The sequence below is a fragment of the Alteribacillus sp. YIM 98480 genome (assembly GCF_009765375.1).
Classification (GTDB): domain Bacteria; phylum Bacillota; class Bacilli; order Bacillales; family Marinococcaceae; genus Alteribacillus.
On sequence record NZ_VTOK01000015.1, the window covers coordinates 70,744 to 93,819 of the forward strand.

At 39.7% G+C, this 23,076-nt stretch carries 22 protein-coding genes; 15 read left to right on the forward strand and 7 right to left on the reverse strand.

All coding sequences use genetic code 11. The features are described 5' to 3' along the window. Positions 1-7 precede the first annotated feature (7 nt). The 4 genes from FZF09_RS17785 (at position 8) to FZF09_RS17800 (ending at position 4,112) form a co-directional block, all read left to right on the forward strand. The gene (locus FZF09_RS17785; protein ID WP_158737941.1) at positions 8-1,417 is read left to right on the forward strand and encodes an NAD-dependent succinate-semialdehyde dehydrogenase; all 1,410 of its coding nucleotides are present in this window, start codon (positions 8-10) and stop codon (positions 1,415-1,417) included. 37 nt (positions 1,418-1,454) lie between these two features. Continuing rightward, entirely contained in the window at positions 1,455-2,138 is a 684-nt protein-coding gene (locus FZF09_RS17790) for a GNAT family N-acetyltransferase (protein WP_233269543.1), read from the forward strand. A gap of 27 nt (positions 2,139-2,165) precedes the next feature. Then, positions 2,166-3,305 (forward strand): alanine dehydrogenase, encoded by a 1,140-nt coding sequence (gene ald / locus FZF09_RS17795; RefSeq protein ID WP_158737942.1) that lies wholly within the window; start codon positions 2,166-2,168, stop codon positions 3,303-3,305. Between the two features lie 354 nt (positions 3,306-3,659). Continuing rightward, positions 3,660-4,112 carry a hypothetical protein gene (locus FZF09_RS17800; protein ID WP_158737943.1) on the forward strand — a complete coding sequence of 151 codons (453 nt, stop codon included), beginning with the start codon at positions 3,660-3,662 and terminating at the stop codon, positions 4,110-4,112. Positions 4,113-4,178: 66 nt separating this feature from the next. On the opposite strand, the gene FZF09_RS17805 is transcribed toward FZF09_RS17800, so the two are convergent. Together FZF09_RS17805 and FZF09_RS17810 are read right to left on the reverse strand one after the other, a co-directional pair. Then, the gene (locus FZF09_RS17805) at positions 4,179-4,676 is read right to left on the reverse strand and encodes a hypothetical protein (protein WP_158737944.1); all 498 of its coding nucleotides are present in this window, start codon (positions 4,674-4,676) and stop codon (positions 4,179-4,181) included. Between the two features lie 27 nt (positions 4,677-4,703). Further along, complete coding sequence (locus tag FZF09_RS17810) at positions 4,704-5,018, reverse strand: DUF2325 domain-containing protein (protein ID WP_158737945.1); 315 nt, start codon at positions 5,016-5,018, stop codon at positions 4,704-4,706. A gap of 243 nt (positions 5,019-5,261) precedes the next feature. On the opposite strand from FZF09_RS17810, the gene FZF09_RS17815 reads away from it, so the two are divergent. From FZF09_RS17815 to FZF09_RS17825, 3 genes are all read left to right on the forward strand, one after another. Next, positions 5,262-5,723, forward strand: a complete 462-nt coding sequence (locus FZF09_RS17815; protein ID WP_158737946.1) for a hypothetical protein — start codon at positions 5,262-5,264, stop codon at positions 5,721-5,723. Continuing rightward, entirely contained in the window at positions 5,720-6,217 is a 498-nt protein-coding gene (locus FZF09_RS17820) for a hypothetical protein (protein ID WP_158737947.1), read from the forward strand. The genes FZF09_RS17815 and FZF09_RS17820 overlap by 4 nt, the downstream gene beginning before the upstream one ends. Positions 6,218-6,428: 211 nt before the next feature. Further along, a complete protein-coding gene (locus tag FZF09_RS17825; protein WP_158737948.1) occupies positions 6,429-7,196 on the forward strand; it encodes a PRC-barrel domain-containing protein in 768 nt (255 codons plus the stop codon). Positions 7,197-7,823: 627 nt separating this feature from the next. On the opposite strand, the gene FZF09_RS17830 is transcribed toward FZF09_RS17825, so the two are convergent. Continuing rightward, positions 7,824-8,768, reverse strand: a complete 945-nt coding sequence (locus tag FZF09_RS17830; RefSeq protein WP_158737949.1) for a nuclease-related domain-containing protein — start codon at positions 8,766-8,768, stop codon at positions 7,824-7,826. 301 nt (positions 8,769-9,069) lie between these two features. Beyond that, on the reverse strand, positions 9,070-10,002 hold the full coding sequence (locus FZF09_RS17835) for an aminotransferase family protein (RefSeq protein WP_158737950.1): 933 nt from the start codon (positions 10,000-10,002) through the stop codon (positions 9,070-9,072). Here FZF09_RS17835 and FZF09_RS17840 point away from each other — a divergent pair. The 4 genes from FZF09_RS17840 to FZF09_RS17855 all read left to right on the forward strand — a co-directional run bounded on the left by FZF09_RS17840 (position 9,989) and on the right by FZF09_RS17855 (position 14,982). Then, complete coding sequence (locus FZF09_RS17840; RefSeq protein ID WP_158737951.1) at positions 9,989-10,663, forward strand: sigma 54-interacting transcriptional regulator; 675 nt, start codon at positions 9,989-9,991, stop codon at positions 10,661-10,663. The genes FZF09_RS17835 and FZF09_RS17840 overlap by 14 nt on opposite strands. A gap of 196 nt (positions 10,664-10,859) precedes the next feature. Beyond that, positions 10,860-11,954 (forward strand): agmatine deiminase, encoded by a 1,095-nt coding sequence (aguA, locus tag FZF09_RS17845; protein ID WP_370514498.1) that lies wholly within the window; start codon positions 10,860-10,862, stop codon positions 11,952-11,954. A gap of 80 nt (positions 11,955-12,034) precedes the next feature. Then, positions 12,035-13,375 (forward strand): APC family permease, encoded by a 1,341-nt coding sequence (locus FZF09_RS17850; RefSeq protein ID WP_158737953.1) that lies wholly within the window; start codon positions 12,035-12,037, stop codon positions 13,373-13,375. A 221-nt stretch (positions 13,376-13,596) separates the two neighbouring features. Further along, the gene (locus tag FZF09_RS17855) at positions 13,597-14,982 is read left to right on the forward strand and encodes a Na+/H+ antiporter NhaC family protein (RefSeq protein ID WP_158737954.1); all 1,386 of its coding nucleotides are present in this window, start codon (positions 13,597-13,599) and stop codon (positions 14,980-14,982) included. Between the two features lie 459 nt (positions 14,983-15,441). Here the strand turns inward: FZF09_RS17855 and FZF09_RS17860 are convergent, their stop codons facing one another. Beyond that, positions 15,442-16,947, reverse strand: coding sequence for a succinyl-CoA:acetate CoA-transferase ScpC (locus FZF09_RS17860; RefSeq protein WP_370514499.1), 1,506 nt, complete (start codon positions 16,945-16,947; stop codon positions 15,442-15,444). A 135-nt stretch (positions 16,948-17,082) separates the two neighbouring features. After that, positions 17,083-17,706 carry a LytTR family DNA-binding domain-containing protein gene (locus FZF09_RS17865; protein ID WP_370514500.1) on the reverse strand — a complete coding sequence of 208 codons (624 nt, stop codon included), beginning with the start codon at positions 17,704-17,706 and terminating at the stop codon, positions 17,083-17,085. 281 nt (positions 17,707-17,987) lie between these two features. Here FZF09_RS17865 and FZF09_RS17870 point away from each other — a divergent pair, with 281 nt between their 5' ends. Both FZF09_RS17870 and FZF09_RS17875 read left to right on the forward strand, forming a co-directional pair. After that, positions 17,988-18,950, forward strand: a complete 963-nt coding sequence (locus FZF09_RS17870; RefSeq protein ID WP_158737957.1) for an SGNH/GDSL hydrolase family protein — start codon at positions 17,988-17,990, stop codon at positions 18,948-18,950. Beyond that, complete coding sequence (locus FZF09_RS17875; protein ID WP_158737958.1) at positions 18,947-19,585, forward strand: YpmS family protein; 639 nt, start codon at positions 18,947-18,949, stop codon at positions 19,583-19,585. Before FZF09_RS17870 ends, FZF09_RS17875 begins: the two co-directional genes overlap by 4 nt. A 41-nt stretch (positions 19,586-19,626) precedes the next feature. Here the strand turns inward: FZF09_RS17875 and FZF09_RS17880 are convergent, their stop codons facing one another. After that, positions 19,627-20,556, reverse strand: a complete 930-nt coding sequence (locus tag FZF09_RS17880; RefSeq protein WP_158737959.1) for an S-layer homology domain-containing protein — start codon at positions 20,554-20,556, stop codon at positions 19,627-19,629. Between the two features lie 236 nt (positions 20,557-20,792). Here FZF09_RS17880 and FZF09_RS17885 point away from each other — a divergent pair, with 236 nt between their 5' ends. Together FZF09_RS17885 and FZF09_RS17890 are read left to right on the forward strand one after the other, a co-directional pair. Beyond that, positions 20,793-21,683 carry a nitrilase-related carbon-nitrogen hydrolase gene (locus FZF09_RS17885; RefSeq protein ID WP_158737960.1) on the forward strand — a complete coding sequence of 297 codons (891 nt, stop codon included), beginning with the start codon at positions 20,793-20,795 and terminating at the stop codon, positions 21,681-21,683. Between the two features lie 14 nt (positions 21,684-21,697). Beyond that, positions 21,698-23,074: an NAD(P)-dependent oxidoreductase gene (locus FZF09_RS17890; RefSeq protein WP_158737961.1), complete on the forward strand. Its 1,377-nt coding sequence runs from the start codon at positions 21,698-21,700 to the stop codon at positions 23,072-23,074. Positions 23,075-23,076 lie beyond the last annotated feature (2 nt).

The window sequence follows — 23,076 nt, forward strand, 5'->3', positions numbered from 1 at the left end:
ATAGAAGGTGTATATAAACGGACAATGGATCACAACAAACGAAAAAATGGATGTGATAAATCCAGCCACTCGCGAAAAAATTGCTGATGTTTCAATCGGGGGCCGGCAAGAAACAAAACATGCCATTGCAAGTGCAAAGTCGGCTTTTTCCAGGTGGGGAACAGCCCCTGGAACAAAACGCAGTCATTATTTGGAAAAAACAGCACAACAGCTGCGAAAAAATAGAGATGAATTAGCAGAAACGATTACAACAGAGATGGGAAAACCGTTAGCAGATGCCAAACGAGAAGTAGACAGCGCCATTGATTATGTGGAATGGTACGCCGAAGAAGCCAAACGAATCTACGGTGAAGTCATCCCTGCTTCTCATGAAAACAAACACTTGATGGTCATTCAGCAGCCAATTGGAGTAGCCGCTGCCATTACGCCATGGAACTTTCCTGTTTCCATGATTACAAGAAAAATAGCCCCTGCTCTTGCGGCTGGATGTACGGTTGTTCTGAAACCAGCTCCTTCCACACCGCTATCTGCCATCAAAGTGTTTGAATGCTTTCATGCTGCTGAACTTCCAAAGGGCGTTGTCAATTTGGTGATCGGACCAGCTGAACAAATCGGGCCTGAATTAACTGAAAATCCTGATGTTCGAAAAATTACGTTCACTGGCTCTACAGCTGTTGGAAAAAAACTGATGCGGGATGCGGCCGATACCGTTAAAAAGGTTTCGATGGAGCTTGGCGGCCATGCCCCTTTTATCGTGTTTAACGACGCTGATCTCGATGAAGCGGTAAAAGGTATTCTGGCAACAAAATTTAAGGCAGCCGGCCAAACTTGCATTAGCACAAATCGTATTTTTGCCGAGAAAAATATAGCAGAAAAGCTTGGGAAGAAACTAGCCGAACAAGCATCGAAGCTGAAGGTTGGGAATGGGATGGAAGACGTCGATGTCGGTCCTCTCATTAACGAAAGTGCTGTAGCTAAGGTAGACAGCCATGTAAAAGATGCTGTCTCTCGTAAGGGAGAAGTGCTTTGCGGTGGTAAACCATACAGTAAACTTAATGGCTATTTTTACGAACCAACTGTTATCACAGGCGCACATAAGGAGATGAAAATCGCAAACGAAGAAACATTTGGTCCGGTCGCCCCTATTTTCACTTTCGAAGAGGAAGAAGAAATTGCTGCGATGGTTAACCACGAACAGTACGGATTGGCGGCTTATTGTTTCACGAACAATTTAAAGAGAGGCTACCGAATGATGAACCAATTAGAATACGGGATTGTAGGCATTAACGACCCAGCTCCTATCGTTGCTCAGGCACCGTTTGGCGGCATAAAAGAAAGCGGAATGGGCAAAGAAGGCGGAACCTCAGGTCTTAAGGAGTATCTCGAAGAAAAGTATGTGTCGATTAAAACAGGTTAACAGCGCTTCATTTAATTCATGTCTAAAGGAGAGAGAAATGATGACAGATAAAAACAAATCGGTTATCGAAAAGGACATCATTGTAAGAAACATCGAGACAAAAGACATTGACGAGGTTTTAGAATTAGCCCTAAACGTATTCGGCCCAGACATTGCCTTCAAACGAAAGCATATTGAAAACCAATTGAAACTATTTCCTGAAGGGCAGATTTGTATAGAGTACCAGGGAACAATCATTGGTTCTTCGTCAAGCTTGATTGTAAATATAGAGGACTATAACACCCACCACTCGTTTGATGAAATTGCAGATGAAGGATATATCCGCAACCATCAACCAAATGGAAAAAACTTATACGGCATTGAAGTCGTCGTTCATCCAGATTACCGTCATATGAAAATAGGAAAACGCCTTTATGAAGCACGGAGAAAACTGTGTGAAAAACTAAATCTGCAAAGCATTTTTATCGGAGGACGCATTCCGAACTACCATAAATACGCAAATAAAATGTCTGCTGCGGAATACACAAGGCGTGTTCTCGACCGCGACATTTATGACCCTGTTCTCTCCTTCCAGCATAAAAATGGATTTATTTTAAGAGGTGTCATACGTAATTATTTACCAGAAGATAAAGCCTCTATGGCCTATGCCACTTTAATGGAATGGCAAAACCCGCAATATTACCAAGAAAACAACACAAAAGCAGCGTCTACTAAACAATAAATGAACAGAAAGGCAGGAGAATAAACGATGCAAATTGGTGTACCAAAAGAAATAAAAAATAATGAAAATAGAGTAGCCATTACTCCATCGGGTGTTTTACAGCTGGTGGAAGCAAATCATGAGGTTTATATAGAAACAGAAGCAGGAATAGGATCTGGTTTTACGAACGAAGCATACGAACAAGCAGGTGCTGTTATCGTAGGTTCAGCAAAAGAAGTGTGGAACACGGAAATGGTGATGAAAGTAAAAGAACCTTTACCGGAAGAATACGATTACTTTTATGAAGGATTAATTCTGTTTACGTACCTTCACCTTGCAGCTGAACCTGGTTTGACAAAAGCTTTAACAGAAAATAAAGTGGTAAGCATCGCCTATGAGACTATACAGTTAGAAGATGGTTCCCTTCCACTTTTAACTCCAATGAGTGAGGTAGCAGGACGGATGGCATCTCAAATTGGCGCCCAGTTTCTTGAGAAGCCTAAAGGCGGCCAGGGTATCCTGTTGAGTGGCGTCCCTGGAGTAAATCGCGGAAAAGTTAGTATTATCGGCGGTGGAGTTGTCGGTATTAATGCAGCCAAAATAGCGATGGGGTTAGGTGCTGAGGTAACCATTCTTGATCTTAGCCCAAAACGACTGCGCGAACTAGACAACATTTTCGGAAATGACATACAAACACTAATGTCTAATCCGTTAAATATAGCAGAGGCTGTAAAAGAATCCGACCTTGTCATTGGTGCTGTGCTTATTCCGGGCGCCAAAGCACCAAAGCTCGTTACGGAAGAAATGGTACAAACCATGAAAGAAGGTTCTGTTATTATAGATGTAGCGGTTGATCAAGGCGGCATCGTGGAAACCATCGATAAAATAACGACACACGACAATCCAACGTATAAAAAACATGGTGTCGTCCATTATGCGGTAGCGAATATGCCAGGCGCAGTACCTAGAACCTCCACACTGGGGCTGACCAACACAACCATTCCTTATGCATTGAAAATAGCAGACAAAGGCTATATACAAGCGAGCCAGGAAGATCCAGCGGTGCAAAAAGGAATCAACACACTTAACGGTTACGTGACTCATCAAGCAGTCGCAGAAGCACACGATCTGTATTACAAAGAGGTAAAAAAAATATGGGATGATGGCGTGTTACAAACAAGCAGATAAGAGGAGCAATCTATTAATCAAACGTTTGATTAACTTTTTCAGCTGCATTCTCTCCTTTAGGGAATGCGGCCATTCTTATTATTTAAAACGCTAGAATTGTGAGAATACATACTATCGCAAATATTGCTAGCCCTGCCCCGCCCCACCAATACGGTTTAGAACATGTTACTTTTTTCAACAGGAAGTAATTAAAGCCTAGGAATATGACGTCACTGTCGATTTCTTTATAAAGTCTTGTCACATAATTATCTTTTCCCCAGGTAACCCTAATGATTACTGGATATGTACAGTATATGCGAAATTTCGTGGAAACCGCAGTTAGCAAAGGTAAACTTGTATAAAAGAGGTAATGAAATGATTTATATCATCTTAATATTTTTTATTGTACCCTGGATTACCGGGATCTATCTTTATAAAAAAGCACCTAAGATATTTTTTACTACCGCTCCTATCACTACTCTTATTGCCATCACCTTTAATCAGTTAGGAATTCATTTAGGGATGTGGGAAGTAAATCATATGCCTACCGTTACGCTTTTAGATTCTATTTTTCTCGATTTTGGAATTTTTACTTTAGCAGGTGCCTGGTTTACTTATTTTCTGTATTATAAACAGTTAACTCGAGTTTGGTCCTATATTTGGTTTGTCCTTGGGATGACAGCGCTTGAGTCTATTACGCTTTTAGTCGATATGGTGTCCTATAATGAAAGCTGGAATATGTTTTACACTTTTCTAATGTATCTTGGAGGTTTTATGGTCATTGATATCGTAATACAAAAATTGGTCAAACTAAACATTTTTCCATAAACCGGATAATGTTTAACAGGTCTCCGTGGATATCTCCCTTGTCTAGTTCTTACCAAACATTATCATTTATGATATCTTTTTCATTCGTATAACGTGTTCACCCGTTTGCAGATCAATGCCTCTTATGATCCAGCCTATTTCAGGGTAGATCGTTTCCAGCCAATGCATGGATTCACATAATATCTTTTGCTTTTTTTCCTCTTTTCCACTCCAAAACATCCATGCTTCTATAGTAGATGAAGGTTTTCTCTGAATGTCGTAAGCGACATATACACCATCAATCAGTTTACCCATCGCCTCATTGGTAAAACGCAAATAACGGAAAATCTTCAGTGCCTCATCCATAACAGCAGCCATAGAAATAATAAAATCGCCAATAGTTGAAAAGCGGTTGAAATCTAAATATTTCCATTTCCTTTTTACTTCTAGTAAAAGGTCTTTCTCTCTAGAAATATGACCAAGTACTATTTCTCTAAGAATGTTATTAAACACCCCCTGTAAACAGGCCGAATCCGTAAGGGGTCCTCTGTGACTGCTTTCTATGTTTGAAGAAAAGTCCTGCATGTAAAACCCTCCTGAAAAAGGATATGATTAGTGTCTTAATAAAGGGCACTGCTCACAGACTTCATTACAATTAGATAATGATTGATAAATGGAGCACCAAGAACGTTTTGCATAACAGATTGGAATCGAACGGTTTTTAGCTTTTTCAGTCAATTTTTTTGAAATATTATGGTTGATAAAGTCAGTCAAAACTAAAACCAAATCAATTCGTTCGGGAATGTCTTTATGGACCATTTTCACTTTCCTGCCGCTGACATGCAAAATATGCTGGAAACCTAGTTCATTTAGCCTAACTGGAATAGAGCCAAGTTTGTCTGCCCCAACAATCATAAGAGACTTCATTTAGAACAACCTCCAAAAATCACCAGATGGTTGTCTTTATTTTATTGAAAATGATTATCAATGTCAATGTTGTTTGGAATCCATCTGGAAAGAAATTATTTATTTAAACCGCTCAGCTTCCTCTTTATGTTTCCTATTACCGAAAAGCGCAAATATTTCGAATACAAAGTATACCTTAGGAGTTACATAGTATATATCTTTTTCATTCACACATATTAAAAATATGGAAAGGAGATTATGTTTATGGCTTTTACTATTTTTTTCTTTGTAGCTTGGTTCATTTTAGCTCTATTTGCAGTGATTCGAAAAAAATTATCTCTTATAGAAAATACATTTGTATTTATGGTTATTCTTGTGATCAATATTAATTGGGCTTGGATTATTATTGAGGAAATGAATGTTGTTAAATTAACAACCGAGGGGATGGATTATACGGCGTTTTTGCTATCTAGAAGTATTATCATACCAATGATTTTGGTGATTCAATTAAATTTGATTTATAAATTAAACACGGTGTTTGTTTTTACTGTATCCTTAATAATATTACTTTTGCTAACGTTCCTTTCAACTTTTTTCCATGTGACAGATTATATTAAATGGAACTTAGGTTATGATGCCTTATACTATATTTTCCTTCATGTCATATCTTATTACAGCCTTCAGCTATTTCGAAAGACTGCCAATAATGAGGTGAATTATTCATGAACTTATGGGAGAGTTTTGATAAGAATGAAATAAGTATAATAATTATGATTGCTATTGCTTATGCTGTTATATTTCTGCTTCCTAAGAAATTTACCGCCGACATTACATTACTATTTTTATTATTCGGATTCACCATTGGGGTTTTACATGACTTTACAATTGGCGGTGGACTCATTGATTTCTACAGGCTGAATAATTCACATAGCTATGAGATATTTGATTTTTTATATTATCTTTTATTCGCTCCCTTCAGCTACCTTTTTATTTATTTTTATGAAGTATTTAGAATTCATAAAATAACTTTTATATGGTATATCATAGCGTGGGCTTTGATCGGTGTTGGAATGCAAAGCCTCTTTATTTGGATGGACATTATTCATTTCCAGAATGGTTATGAGCTTCATTTTTCCTTTCCCGTATTTTTAATGACCCAGACTATTACTGCTCTTTACTATGAAATCGTATCTTCGAGATTCAAAGTGTTTAAAGAGTGATTGAAAACGGAAAAATCATCCTCTACGCCTATGCGCCCTTTGATGCTGACCTCTCTCCTATGACATGACAGTATGATTCTCCTTAATAGTCTTTTTCTCCATCCTACATGGATTCTGCAAGTTTAAGCTCTTAATAATAATCTTCTCCGTTTAATAACAAATGGATCCTGGGTAAACAAAATATACGATGATTTTTAAGGAGGGAACATTCTTGCTTTTTTCTGGAAAATCTCTCGCTCGTTACTCATTGGAAGCAACAGATGGTTCTATTGGTCGTATTGAAGATTTCTATTTTGATGATGAATCCTGGGTCATCCGTTATTTAGTTGTGAATGCCAATCCTTGGCTGCCTGGGGAAAAGAAATTGCTTTCTCCTATTTCCGTAGAACGTATCGATCCTGCTGAACAAACCATTTTAGTAGACTTAACGAAGGAACAAATTAAAAACACCCCGCCGATGGACACAGAACGTCCAGTCTCCCGGAAGCAGGAAGTAGATTTTCATCGCTATTTCGGGTATGGATTGTACTGGCCCGGTGCAAGCGGTGCCGGCTTGTGGGGAGGAACCCCCATCGCACGTGATTTAGTCAATCAAGATCCCTTTGTAGAAGAAGGTATAGAAGCAGACATGGCTGATACGAATCCGAACTTGCGAAGTGTACGGGAAATCATCGGAGAATTTAGCGGGTATGATGTTTCAGCCCTCGATGAGAAGGTCGGGCATGCCGATAATGTACTGATTAAAGATGGCTCTTGGGATATTCAATATATCGTAACCGATACCCGTCGGCTGCTGCCCGGCGAACACCATGTTATTTCTACAAGGGCTGTACAAGACGTAAACTGGGTACAAAATGACATTAAATTAACAATGACAGAAGAAGAAGTGAAAAGATCACCTAAATATGATTCGGATGATATAACCACAACAGAAGAAAATCGTTTCTATGATCACTACCACACCTTTCACGAAGCATGATAGTTTCAAAAAAATGACTTCATTGCATGAATAAAACACCCCCTTTCTTGGAAAATGGGGTGTTTTATCTGCAATTAATTGTGCAATTACTCCATAATGGTTTCGAATTACCCATTGGGTTGGGATCACGATAGGAATAGTGCGCTCATTTACTGGAATTTTTTTCAAATACTCGCTGATTTTGTTGATTTACTCGCCGTTTGCGACCGAATACTCGCCGTAAACTGAGGAATACTCGCCAAACATCAGAAAATACTCGCCAACCTATCTTTTTCTAATCCCGGTGACTGCAATGATTCCTATAAGAAAGGAAATACATAAGAGTCTGGATAAATTATTAAACCGTATGGCCCCTTGAAGAAAAAATGTCTCATCATGCCTTCAGTTCCAATTATAACCATTTGGTGAGTCAAAAAAAGTATTTTCCGATTCAGCTATAATATCGACCTTAAGGAGAGCCGCGTAATACTGGTTGATAAGCTTCGGACAGAGATGTCGCTTTAAATTACTGGAAATTTTTCAAATAGTCGCCGGTTTTGTTGATTTACTCGCCGTTCGCGGACAAATACTCGCCGTGAACAAGCGAATACTCGCCAAACACCAGAAAATACTCGCCAATACAAAAAATCAGCATAATTTTCGCAGTGCAGCAAAGTCAATGTGATACACCCTGTCTTTAAACGTTCCGGAATAGTCAAATGACAAACCCTTTAACATCTTCGTTGCCGTGGAAACAGAGGAAACATGGAAAAAGTCGCGGAATTGCTTATTTGTAATAGCGGGGCTGATGAGCAGAAAATAATCTACAAACGAAAGCAGATGAGCATTCGGAAATTTTGCTGCACAAACCGGGCACAACCATCCTCCCTTTATCTTTTTGATAGGTAAATGAAAGCATTCCGCACAATAAACGCCTGTTTGTATATCGGAGGGAACAATCGCAAATGGTTTGAACAAATGTGGATTGGCAGGTTCATGCTGTTTTAATAGTAACCGTGCAATTTTTCTTTGTTCTTTTATTGTGATGTATTCTTGTTGGTGTTTTTCAATAAGGGAATGCAGCTTCGTGGGAATGGCAGAAGCATGAATCACGTCTTGAGAGGTTTTCTGAAGAAAATGAGAAGAAGAAGTGGTTTTAATCACAGAGGACGGATGACTGATCACAACAAATGAATAAATCGGTATGTTTGGCAGGTTATTTTTCTGAAGCCATGTAACGAGGTGGGCCTTCTGTCGGTTCATTTGTAAAATCGGATCCGGAAAGCCTTCTTCTTTGTCGTTTAATGTTCGAATGAGCTGATGGAAAAATGGATCAAAATACAACGTTCCAGCTATGTTTTTCACTTCGAGGATAATACAGAAGTTCGTCGTGAGTACAAAAATATCGATCTGGAAATATGTTTTGTCTTTACTCGGAAGACGGATGTCGTGGAAAATGAGATCTGTTTTTTTAGTAAGAGAGGATAAATAGTAGTCAATGGACTGTTCGCCTCGGTATCCCGCATAACTTTTAGCAAGTTCGTCCTCTAGTTTGCTTCTGCTAGGATGACCTGATGGAATCCTGCGGAGCAAAGCTTCTATTTTGAGTATTTTTAACGGTAATTGCAGCTCTTTTTTAATCGATGCCCTCGCCTCCTTTATTTTTTACCATTATATCACAACTAGTAAGGTGAAGAATTTCCATTCAATTTCCAATACTATCCAAATTTGCTGATTTACTCGCCGTTCAGAGCAAAATACTATCCGGAAATGTCCTTTTACTCGCCGTTAAACACCAAATACTCGCCAAACGCTGTGACAACGCTGCACCCTACCCGATCGCCGAGCTATACATTGAAAAAAGCCCGGCCATTTTCACAGCCGGACCTATGCTTTAATCCCATTTGCTGCTAACTGCTGTTAAGGCTTCATCTATGATAGTGATCATGTTTTCCATTTCTTGCTTCGTTATCACAAGCGGGGGTGCGATGGCCACGATATTCATTCCTTCTTCAAAATCAAATGGACGAATAATAAGATTACGATCAAAACATTCTTCAACCAATGCATTCGCTGCTTTCACCGAATTATGAAATGGAAGAGACGCTTCAGGGTCTTTCATCAGATCAAATCCTGCCAATAAACCGAGATTTCTTGGTTTGGCCACATAGCGATGTTTATCTTGAAGGTATTGAAGGCCTTTTTTCAATTCATCTCCCATCTCCTTAGAATGAGCGACCAATCCATCTCGTTCGATTATTTCAATATTTTTCAGGCCGACAGCACATGCGGTTGGATGCCCGCTGTATGTGAAACCGTGCGCAAGTACATCATCGTATTGCACAATGACATTACGGACCTTTTCTGAAATCAGCACTCCTCCAAGTTGAGCGTAGCCGCTAGTAATTCCTTTCGCTACACACATAAGGTCTGGTGTTACGTTCCAATGATTCACACCAAACATTTCACCCGTTCGTCCAAATCCGCAAATCACCTCATCAGCAATCATTAACACATTGTGTTCATCACAAAGGGTACGTACTGCTTCTATATATCCCTCCGGAGGCAGATGAACGCCGCCTGCACCTTGAACTGGTTCTAAAATAACCGCTGCAATACGGTCTGTGCCTTCTTTTTCGATGATACTGCGAATACAGCCTTCATAATCAGGATGATTTCTATCACCAAGTTCACATTCCGTTAAGTGGGCTTTCGCATTTAAAATATCAGGATCCTTTGAACCAGAAAAATTACGGAATGCATCAATACCCGTTGCACGCTGCGCGGATACGGTTACGCCATGGTACGGACTAGTGGAAGAGGCCAATGGCGGAACGCTTTTTCTCGATGAAATAGGCGAACTGCCCCTATCGCTACAGCCAAAACTATTACAGCTGTTACAAGACAAAATGTACCTGCCGCTTGGCGATACGGTCCCTCGATCTGCTGATGTTCGTATACTTGCGGCTACAAATCGCGATTTAGGAGCAATGGTCACAAAAAGAGAGTTTCGAGAAGATTTATATTACCGCTTAAATGTTGTATCGATTCGCGTACCACCGCTCCGGGAAAGACGCGAAGACATCATCCCGTTTCTTTCTCATTACATGCAGTACTATAACCAAAAATATGATCGCTCAGCCACATTAACCAATGAAGCCATCGATACGCTGCAGTCCTATGATTGGCCGGGTAATATTCGAGAACTTGAAAACATGGTCGAACGTATGGTCATTACTTCAACATCCGACGTCATTTTAAAGTCCGCTTTACCAGAAAAAATACTTTCACGCGAACCATTTCATGATCCTGCTTTTTCAATAAGCCGTAATCAGTCCTTGCCTCTTTATCTTGAAAATATTGAAAGACAAGCTATAAAAAAGGCACTAAAAGAAAAAGGATCAACGAGAAAGGCAGCTGCAGACCTAGGAATGACGCAATCGGCCTTAATGCGGCGAATAAAAAAATATAATATACATCCAAAGTGAGTTGATAGCAACTCACTATTCTAATCTGTTTTCCGTCTCATGTGTTTTTGCTTTTTTAAATGAAAAAGCCTTTTGTGCAGTACTTTAAAGGTTTTCTTTATAAAAATTAAAACGCCAGCCATTTTTGGCATACCTTTTGCAATATTAGTAAAGTAGCTTATCTAAGCGAAATTTTTTACCGAGGAGGATACTTATGGTGACATCATTACCAAGCACTCCAAAACATGATGGTTTTCGCATGCCAGGAGAGTTCGAACCACACACAGGAACATGGCTGCTTTGGCCAATGAGAACAGACACGTGGCATTCTGGAGCAAAACCCGCTCAACAAACATTTGTAAACATTGCTTCAGCAATTTCTCAATTTGAACCGGTCACAATAGGCGTACACGCAAATCAGTTTGAAAACGCCAGAAACCTGCTTCCAGATAACGTTCGCGTGGTTGAATTGTCTTCCAATGACGCCTGGATGCGTGATATTGGCCCTACATTTGTTAAAAATGATCGAGGAGAGGTCCGTGGGATAGATTGGGGCTTCAATGCATGGGGAGGTCTGGAAGAAGGTCTTTATTTCCCCTGGGATTTAGATCTGCAAGTTCCTCAGAAAGTTTTAGAAATGGAACAAATCCCTCGTTACGATGCCAGGGATTTGGTGATGGAGGGAGGAGCCATTGCTGTTGATGGAGAGGGTACACTTATTACGACAGAGGAATGTCTATTACATCCGAACCGAAATCCCCATTTATCAAAACATACCATTGAACAAAAATTAAAAGCCTATTTGAACATAGATAAAATTATTTGGCTAGAACATGGAATGGTCGGTGACGAGACAAATGGCCATGTGGATGAAGTCGTTTTTTTCGTCCGTCCTGGTGAAATAGCTATAAGCTGGACTGATGACCCGAATCACCCTCAATACTCTGTCCTGCAAGAAGCTTATCACAAACTCGTCGAGTCGACAGACGCAAAAGGACGTCGATTTACTATTCATAAAATTACACTGCCAGAACAAGCAACTCTTCATCCAGAAGAAAGCAAGCAGATTGATTTTGCCAGGGATAGTTTTGACCGGCTGTCTTCCATGCAATTTGTCTCCACTTATATCAACTGTTACTTATGCAACGGCGGCGTGGTTATACCAGCTTTTAACGATCCTCAAGATGAAGAAGCAAAGGCGATATTTAAAGATCTATTTCCTGATAGAAAGATTGTCCAAGTTTATAGTAGAGAATTATCAATTGGAGGAGGAAATATTCACTGTATTACCCAACAGCAGCCCTCCCCTTAATAGAATGTGGAAACAGAGCAGCCAGCTCCATTTTCTTGAAATGATTTTTCAAAATATTCTAATCTTAAAAGGATGATTTCATGAAAGAACAAGGAGAGCTTCAACGTCAATTGACGCTTATGCACGTTATCGTTATGGGACTAGCTTATATGTCTCCTTTTGCCGTTTTTGATACGTTCGGTATTGTTTCGGAAGTTACATCAGGCCATGTCCCCACTGCTTACATTTTAGTCTTTACGGCTATTTTATTTACAGCTTTCAGTTATGGAAAAATGGTTAAACGATATCCTGTTTCAGGATCTGTCTATACCTATACTCAAAAAACAATGAACCCTCATATCGGCTTTATTGTTGGATGGATCACTTTTCTAGCTTACTTAGCGCTTCCGATGATTAATGCCCTGTTAGCAAGAATTTACTTGTCTGCCGGGTTTCCAAATATCCCCGAATGGATATGGATTGTCGGATTAATAGCGGTCATCACTGTTTTGAATATCATTGGTTTGAAAATTGCTACCAATGTCAACCTGCTGCTGGTTCTGTTTCAATTTGTACTTGGCATAACCTTTGTCATCTTAACAATTAATAGTATTTTAAACGAGCAGCCCAATCGTTTTTTTAGTGCCGATGCCTTGATTTCCGAAAACTTGGACACCTCCGCCCTATTTGCTGGTGCAGCTTTGTTAGCTTTATCGTTTATTGGTTTTGACGCCATTACTACCTTATCGGAAGAAACGATTCAACCAAAAAAAGTCATACCCAAAGGAATTTTCCTGGTCGCATTGATCGGCGGCATTTTCTTTTTCACCGTTACTTACTTTATGCAGTCCCTTTTCCCTACCGTTTCTTCATTTAATGATATAGAAGGGGCATCGCCAGAAATCGCTCAAATGATTGGAGGCAACCTTTTTTTATCCTTTTTTACAGCCGGCGCGTTAGTCTCCGTTCTAGCATCTGGAATGGCTGCTCAAACAAGTGCCTCAAGACTTCTTTATGCGATGGGGCGTGACGGTATCATCCCAAAAAGAGTATTTGGCTACGTCCATCCTCGGTTTAATACACCTATTTTTAATATTATTATTATCGGTGTGTTAGCTCTTTCAGCCTTGATGCTTAATTTAACACAAGCAACATCCCTTATTAATTTTGGTGCTTTTACCGCTTTTTCATTTGTCAATTTATGTGTAATCGTCCATTATTTCCGCTTTCATAAAGAACGCTCGTTTTTCTCTATGATCAGTTATCTCGTTTTTCCACTCATTGGATTAGGATTTGTGCTTTATTTGTGGATCAGCCTGGACCTGTTTTCGATTACACTTGGTGTCATTTGGAGTCTGCTTGGGATTGGTTATCTCTTTTTTAAAACAAATTATTTTACAAAAGAACCGCCGCAAGTGGAATTTGAGGAATTGGATGCTTAAATGCCTTTATCACAATGATTTAGAAAATAAGTAAATAGCTGTTATGCATTAACACTTGTCTTAACTGAAAAGGAAAGTGAACTATTTATACCGTTCAACTATAACTCTCTTATTTTCAAGGTTCCGTGTGACAGTGACAGCATGTAAAGACAGACAAAATGCATGAGCGGTAAATTTTTTCTTAATTCTTTCAGTATTAAAATCAAAGGGTGTATGTTGTTATGGACCATTACGGGTGGATAAGCTTAGTTCCTGCGTTAAGTGTATTAGTTTTTGCATTATTGACTAGAAGAACGCTGGAATCATTGATTGTTGGCTCTATCATTGGATTTATTCTCATCGAAAAAGAGAATTTTTTTCCTTCCTTTGTTGGTTCCTCTTTAGCCGTCATGGGAGATCCTACAATTGGCTGGCTTATTTTAGTTGTTTTATTTTTTGGAGGCTTTATTGCATTATTAGTGAAATCCGGTGGAGCCCTTGCTTTTGGAGAGTTTGTTTCGTCAAAAATAAAATCAAAAAAATCCGCTTTGCTTATTACTTGGCTCATGGGGCTTGTTATTTTTATCGATGACTATATAAATGCTTTAACTGTAAGTACATCCATGCAGCGGATAACAGATAAATATAAAACGTCAAGAGAGCTTCTAGCTTATGTAGTTGATTCTACGGCTGCTCCAATTTGTGTATTAGTTCCAATATCAACCTGGGCCATTTACATTTTAGGCCTTTTCGAAGCAGAAGGTGTTGCAGGAGCTGGACAAGGTGTTATGACATATCTTCAAGTACTTCCATTCATTTTTTACGGATGGGTTGCTATATTGGTAGTTTTATTAACTATTTTGGGGGTTATCCCAAAACTTGGGCCAATGAAAACAGCAGAATTAAGAGCAGAAACACAAGGAATTTGTATCCCAAAAGGATCAGGGAACATTTCACTTGTAGATGATGAAATTGCAGCAGGTGTCGATTCGGATGAGAAGAAAACGATAAAACCTAAAATGATAAACTTTTTTGTTCCGATCATTGTGCTGATTGGATACACGTGGTATGCCGACATCGACGCGCTCCAAGGGGTAATGGTAGCCGTTGCCGTAACGATTGCTATGTTGTTTTTTCAGAGGGTAATGAAGTTGACTGAATTGTTCGACACGTTTATAGACGGATTTAAACCAATGATATATCCAATTGGCATTTTAGTGGCATCGTTTATTTTAGTAGATGCTAATGAACAACTTGGGTTAAATGCTTTCGTGATCGAAAAGGTAGAACCGTTAATGAGTTCTAGCCTCCTCCCTGTTGTAGCCTTTATCTCTATGGGATTAGTAGCATTTGCAACTGGATCTTTTTGGGGTGTCTATGCTGTCACTCTTCCGATCATCATACCGTTAGCTGAAGCTATTGATGCGAATATGTGGCTGTCTCTGGGAGCTGTTATTTCTGCTGGAGCGTTTGGCAGCCACGCTTGCCCGTACGGAGATGCTACTGTTTTATCTGCTACAGGGTCTGGCATAGATACAATGACCCATGTTATGACGCAGCTTCCTTATATAATATTGAGTGGGTTCGTTTCAGCACTTGGTTATTTGATCTTAGGAATTATATTATAAGATTGGAGGTTCATTCCTTGTGATTAAGACAGGTAAAAAAGAAGATGAACTTTTAGAAGAATGGCTCAAACAATTACAAAACGATAATCCACCTACAATAATCAACGTTAAACTTTTCTAATAAGCTCGTAATGATGGCAGCCGTTTTAATCATAGTTTCAGGTTTATCCTTTCATTGCTCTAATTTTTGTTGGGCTTGGTAAATATTCATTGTTCATCTACTTTAGATTAAACTTGGCAGTATGTTCCCACTTCTATTGGTCTTTTGGTCGAACATTGGATGTGTGATAGTATACAGTATTTTTTTCACTCATTAGAAAAACTCGGCTTGCCGCCGAGTCCAAATGGTGGAGGTTTTAGTTTTTCTATTACTTACTTTATCCTTTAGCAAAGTTAAACCTTCCTAAAGGATAAGAGACTGCCCCGAAGCTACTAAATCCGGGGCTTTTCCTAAAACTCTTACGAACGCTGCAGGGCTCTTTCGCGCATCGTTTTGTTTTCTGAGAAGTTCGTGTGCCAGGACAACGCTTTTTCCATAATGTGCGGAGTCTGGCCTCCTCTTTCACAAGCTTCATTAAAGTAGGCATAAAGCTGATCACGATATATCGGGTGGGCGCAATGTTCAATAATAAGAGGCACCCGTTCTTTTGGAGCCAATCCTCGTAAGTCAGCATATCCGTGTTCGGTTACAAGCACATCGACATCGTGTTCTGTGTGGTCCACATGGGAAACAAATGGAACAATGCTGGAAATATCGCCGTTTTTGGCGATCGATTTTGTTACAAAAATGGCCAACCTGGCATTACGGGCAAAGTCACCAGATCCACCGATCCCGTTCATCACTTTCGTGCCTTGTACATGAGTGGAATTCACATTACCATAGATGTCTGCCTCAAGAGCTGTATTAATCGAGATCAATCCTAACCGACGGATGACTTCTGGATGGTTGGATATTTCTTGCGGACGAAGTACTAGCTGGTCTCGGTAGCGATCCAGGTTGGAAAATACCTCTTTTAACTTGGACTCCGATAACGTGATCGAACAGCCCGAAGCAAAGCGGACTTTCCCAGCATCAAGCAGATCGAATACTGCATCCTGCAGGACTTCAGAATATACCTCTAAATCCGTAAAATCAGAATCCAGGAGACCGTGGAAAACAGCGTTTGCTACGGTGCCAATGCCGGATTGTAACGGAGCAAGGTTGTTTGGCAGCCTCCCCAATTCATTTTCTTTTTTCAAAAAATCAATTAAATGATTCGCCATCATGGCTGTTTCTTCATCAGGCGGGGTAATAGGTGATGGAGAATCTGCTTGATTGGTCACAACAATTCCTTTTATTTTTGCCGTATCTACCGGGATACCAACGGACCCAATCCGGTCATCTACGTTTATAAGCGGAATCGGCTGTCGTTTGCCTTGCTTGTTTACCTCATAAATGTCATGCAGTCCTTCAAATGCTTGCGGCTGGGCAAGATTCAGTTCGACAATCACAGCTTCCGCTTTTTCTACGAAAACAGAGGAATTCCCAACAGATGTAGAAGGAATGATGTACCCTTCTTCTGTTATAGAAACCGCTTCCACAATTGCGAAGTCAATCGGGTGTAATACATCATTGCGCACCATTTCAGCGGTGTGAGATAAATGCTGATCGATAAAATACATATCTCCCTCGTTAATCTTTTTACGCATTACTCCATCTGCTTGAAAAGGAAGACGTTTATGAATGATGCCAGCTTCGGCCATCAGCCTGTCAATGTCTGAACCAAGCGATGCCCCGGTAAATACATTTACTTTCATGTTATCCTTTTTTGCTTTATCTACAAAAGCGGATGGAACAGCTTTCGCATCACCAGCACGGGTGAACCCACTTAAACCAAGTGTCATCCCGTCTTTTATCCAAGATGCAGCTGTTTCCTCTGACACCATTCGTTCTTGTAAGCGCTGATTTTTTATTAGGCTTTGCATGTTTTTATCCAAAACAATCCCCTCGCTTCAATTTTCTCACTATTCTATCAGCGCTTCGTCTTCTTCTCATGCCTTTTTGAATGAAAAGGCTTAAAATTAACATGAGCCAGCATTTAATAAACATGAGCCAGAAAATTAAAAAGCGAGGATTTTCCGAAAATGTTTCGCATACGTTTGGCTGACCGGCACCTTTGTGCCATCTTTCATGATTAATAAAAAAGTGGAATGCGAATCAGGCTGAATTTCGGCAATGTAGTTCACATTAACAATATAAGAACGATGACAGCGTATAAATAAATCAGCAGGTAGAATATATTCCAGCTCACTTAAATTAAATTTATTTGTCCCCATTCCTCTATTGGACTGGACCCATGTTTTTCTATGCTGTGCCTCGAGAAACATAATGTCTTTATGAGGAATCGGTTTCCAGCTGTCTTCAATACGTACCGTCAAAAAATCAGCGAGAAACCGCAGCTGAGCAGAAGACAAAATCGCCGTCACACATCCTTGAGGGGTCCCATCGTGTAAAATAGGCACCGATGTTCCATAATATGGGATTCCAAATACATTGCTGTTGATATGCTCTGAAATTTTCTGCTGAATTGTTAAGGCTTTAAAGGTAACTGTATTTTCTTTAATTTTGTCTCCAGGTCTGATTTGCAAGTCAATTTTATTACTAGGTTTATAGTAAATAAAACGCTTGGCATCAGAAACTGCAAAAGAGGTCTCTTTCGGAAACAAATCTTCGAAGCTTTCCATTAATGACGAAACCGAAATATTCACTAGTGGTTTCCTCCTAACGTCCATGTTAATAAAACTAATGGAATAGAGAGTAGTACATTAGCAATCTGTTTTTCATATTATTTTAAAAGGGTATATGAATCAATAATTCTATTTTTTTACCTTCATTTTCCACCCTCTGTTTTTTACCGAATTTCGGCTTTTATTCTCTTCTCTATTTTACTTAAAATACTACATGAAATTCTGTTAAAATAAACATTATCATAAGGTGTAATGAAACCACTTGGATGTGATTGTTGATGAAGAAAAATAAATTATTTATATACAGTGTCGTTTTGTTTCTCATTTTAGTTTCAGGAGCTTGGACGATTAACAGCTTTTCATCTGAACCTCCAGAAGACAGCAGCCCTGTCTTCACGGAAACAAAACCAGATACTCCAGCCCCCAAGCAGCAAGAACCCGATCCTCCTGAAAATGAAATGAAACAGGAGGAAGAAGACACAGACGCTGCTTCAGAAAATGCCATAACGGAAAACGACGTGCAAGAAGCCGTTGCCGCTATGGTTAAAGAAAACCGTGCTCTTGTCATTGACCCTGATGTAAAAATGGTAGCAATTGGAGATTCGCTAACACAAGGGGTTGGAGATTCTACCGGAAATGGAGGATATGTCGGAATTCTCGAAAAAACCATTGGAAGCAGCAGCATCTCTGCCTCATCGTTTAATATCGCTAACTACGGCAAGCGCGGCAACCGGACAGATCAGCTTATTAAAAGGATGGAAGAACCTGCTATAACTTCCTCCATTGAAGAAGCAGACGTTATCCTTCTTACGATTGGAGCCAACGATATAATGCATATTGTTCGTTCGAATATTAACAACTTAACGTATGAAGCTTTCGCTGACGAAACGGATTCATATGAAAATAGACTCGAAGACGTGTTTCAAACGATCCGTTCCAAAAACGAGGAAGCACCTATTTATTTAATTGGTCTCTTTAATCCGTTTCACATCTATTTTGAAAATATTCCAGAATTAAATCAAATTGTAGAAGACTGGAATACAATTGGACAAGAAACGGCCGAAGAGGGCGGAAATGCCTCCTTTATTCCTATTGATGATTTATTCCAGCAAGCCGATGAAAGTTATTATGCAGAAGATAATTTTCACCCAAATGAACGGGGCTACCTACAAATAGCAGAGCGGGTTTTTCAATATATCAAACCAGAAATCAGCACATCAGAAAGTGACGAAACAGAATGATCAACCGATTAACACAACAAAATGTCTGGAAATGGCTATTTATCACCCTTTTTATTATTAATGCCGGGATTGTCATTTGGCTGTTTTTCCTTTTTAATTCGACGCCGGATGAACCGATATTTCCACAAAGGGATCAGGTTCAAGAAACCGATGTTGAATTTTCCATTGTGACCGATAGAGAAAATTTAAATCAGCTGATCAACAGATACCTTGATGAATTATCAGAAGGGGAAAGAGCCTCTTATTCTGTGGAATTAGATAATAAAGTACGTTTAAAAGGGTCTGTACGTGCATTCGGCCAGCAAATTCCTGCCACGGTTATTCTTGAGCCGGAGGTGCAGGAAAATGGTGATTTACTCTTAAAACAGGAATCTATCAGTCTTGGAAAGCTGCAGCTTCCTAATCGTCAAGTATTGGGCTATATTAAGAAAAATTATGAAATGCCAGGCTGGATCGAAGTGAACCCGGACCGTGAAGATATATATGTAGCCGTAACCGATATTAGCAGCTATCAAAATATTGAAGTAAAAGCGGAACAATTTAACTTAACCAACGACCGCATTGCCTTTAGTATTCATACCCCCTATGAAAGCCTCCCGTTTAATAAAAATAAGATAATGAATTATTTTCAATAAACTAGAAACCAAAAAATAAGACCGGCTGGCAAAAGCTGGTCTTATTCTTCTGCTCCTACAATAATATTGTCTGTGCGTTTCCCTTGGTAATAAAACCAATAAGGCTCTCCTACTGATTGCTCAGAAGTAGTGAGCCGTATGACCATGTCGGCTCCAGCATGGCGCTCAAACGTTTCTTCTGGATTTATGATTTCCGCACGTTTCACATCAAGCTCCGGTTCAAACGCGAAGTCTTCCGCATGCACTTCCTCCATTTCTTTAGTAAAGCTTACATCTACTGTCGTTTTATCAACAGCTGTAACATACATAATGCCTGCTTCCATCGTATGTCTCATTGTGAGGGCTCTTTCTAAAAATACGGCAAACTGTGCTCTCGTGACGGTTTCTTTTGGACGAAAATCGCCATTATTGGTCTTGGTGACCCCTATTTGAGCTAACGTTTCAATACTGTTTTGATGGCTTTCATGTGCTTTATTTATATCCTTTACAATTGATTCATTTTCATCTATGCGTTCAAATTCAAATGCCCGTACAAGAATACTCGCCATCTGTTCCCGTGATAGATTCATTCCCGCAGCAAATGCTGTATTATTATTCCTGCCGGTCATATACCCAGCATCCTTTACTGCTTCAGCATAAGGAGTAAAGTAGCTGTTCTCATTTAAATCATCAAACGTTGTTGATTTTGGATTTTTATCTATTTGTAAATCGAAGGATTCTGTCAATAAAGCCGCAACTTGACCGCGGTTGATTTTTTCTCCCGGCTTATATGTTCCATCAGAATAACCGCTGATAACGTTTTGTTCAGCCAGCCGTTGAATTTGTTCTGATGCCCAATAGCTGTTGTCCACATCGGAAAAAGCCTCTGCTGCTTTTGTTTGATTTTTAAAACTGCCCATTCCAATACCCATGATAAGAACAACAGAAATAATAATCGGCCAGGTTTTATTGTTTGTTATGTTATTGTACATTCACCATCCTCCTCCCTCCGCTTTCTATACCTTTACTTGCCACATCCTAAACTTAAAACATTTAATTTTCAGATTTTTTTGAAAGGAAAAATAACACGTTTATAGCTTGTTAATCAAGCTTTTTTAACATTTTGTCTAATAGTTTTTCAATAATAAACACATAGTGTCTTCTATCATGTGGCCTTTTTTTATATATGATGAGAAAAACTTAAATAGTAAAAGGAGGCCTCTTCCAAATGAGTGATCAAGTTCGTGTTGGAATTATTCAAGCTTCTAATGATGTTGATGGTGAGAAGCCAGTATCCATCCACAAAGAAAAAGCGATTGAAAAACACATTAACTTAGTTAAACAAGCAGCTGCAAAAGGTGCCAAAATTATTTGTTTGCAAGAAATATTTTACGGCCCTTATTTTTGCTCCGAACAAAATGTTAAATGGTATGAAGCAGCAGAGGAAGTACCAAATGGTCCAACGACGAAACTATTTCAAAAACTAGCTAAGAATCTAGAGACTGTTATTGTACTTCCTATATATGAAAAAGAAGGAATTTCCACTTATTACAACACAGCTGCCGTCATCGATGCCGATGGAAGCTATCTAGGAAAATACCGTAAAAACCACATCCCTCACGTAGGGGTTGGTAATGATGGTTATGGCTTTTGGGAAAAATTCTATTTCAAACCAGGCAACCTGGGCTATCCTGTTTTTGATACGGCATACGCAAAAATCGGTGTCTACATCTGTTATGACAGACACTTTCCGGAAGGAGCACGGTTACTCGGTTTAAACGGAGCGGAAATCGTTTTTAACCCATCAGCTACTGTTGCTGGTTTGTCCGAATACTTATGGAAACTAGAACAGCCTGCTCACGCTGTAGCCAACGGATATTTTTTAGCAGCAATCAATCGTGTCGGAACGGAATCCCCTTGGAAAATGGGTGAATTTTACGGCCAATCTTATATCGTCGATCCACGGGGAGAATTTGTAGCTGTAGCAAGCCGAGATAAAGATGAAATTCTTCTTGGTGACATAGACCGGAAAAAAATACGTGAAGTAAGGGATACTTGGCAGTTTTACCGCGACCGCAGGCCAGAAACATATGATGATATGACCGAACTTATTCCATAAGGAGGGGATTGACCTTGTCCAGCAGCCAACCAGAACCTTGGGTCTCTTTAAAAGACATTAAAAAGAATTTTGCAGAAGCAAATCCCGGCTTAAAACAAAAAGAAGCTGTTGAAGAAGCAAATCGCTGTCTTTATTGTTATGACGCACCCTGTATCACTGCTTGCCCGACAGGTATTGATATTCCGACGTTTATAAAAGGAATTGCTACTGACAACCTGAAGGGATCGGCCCGGACCATTATGGAATCCAATCCAGTAGGTGCAAGCTGTTCAAGGGTTTGTCCAACCGAAGAGTTATGTGAAGGGGCTTGTGTATTAAATGATGCATCATCCCCTATTATGATTGGCGATCTACAGCGATATGCTACAGATTGGGCGATAAAAAATGAGCAGCAGCTGTTTCAACGAGAAAAGCATACCTCTAGCAGCGTTGCTATTATTGGTGGAGGACCTGCGGGTTTGTCAGCTGCAAGAGAACTAGCTCGTTTCGGGCATGAGGTAACTATTTTTGAAGCAGAGGAAAAAGCCGGTGGCTTAAACGCTCACGGTATTGTTTCCTTTAGACTGCCAAAAGACATTGTAGAATGGGAGGTTCAACAAGTAAAACAGCTTGGTGTCCGTATAAAAACAGGTGTAGAAGTAGGTAAAGATATCGATGCCCATCTCATTATGGAGATGTTTGACGCCGTTATATTAGCTATTGGAATGGCCAATGTACCAAAGCTCGGCATTAAAGGAGAAGAATTGAACGGTGTCTATGATGCAATTGATTTTGTAAAAGAAACCAAAACCAGACCTTTAACCAAACATTTAGCAGGCAAGCGAGTTGCTGTAATCGGGGCTGGTAACACAGCTATTGATGCTGCTACGTGTTCTGTTCGTTTAGGAGCAGAAAATGTAAAAATCGTCTACCGCCGCACTCAAAAAGAAATGACCGCTTACCCATTTGAGTTCGAATTTGCAAAACAAGACGGTGTCGAATTTCAATGGCTCTCTTCCCCTTCAGAAATTACGGCGGGGAAGGACGGAAATGTCAATGGTTTAAAAGTAAAGCCGATGAAGCTCATACAATCGATGAATGATAAACGTATGGCCCCCGTTCCTATAGAAGGAGCGGAAGATACTTTAGACGTGGATATAGTAATTAGAGCAATTGGTCAATCTCGGCACTCTTCTTTAATTGAGGCCTTTTCTATTGACCATGATAACGGTGTTATTACGGTAGACCCTGAAACCCTGGCTACGTCAAAAGAAAACGTGTACGCCATCGGAGACAGTATCTTTGGAAAAGGACAGGGAGAAGCAATGGTCGTTTCTGCAGCAGAACAAGGAAAACAAGCTGCCGTTTCTGTCCATAAAGCACTCACGGAGAAAAACGTACACCTTGCTTAAAT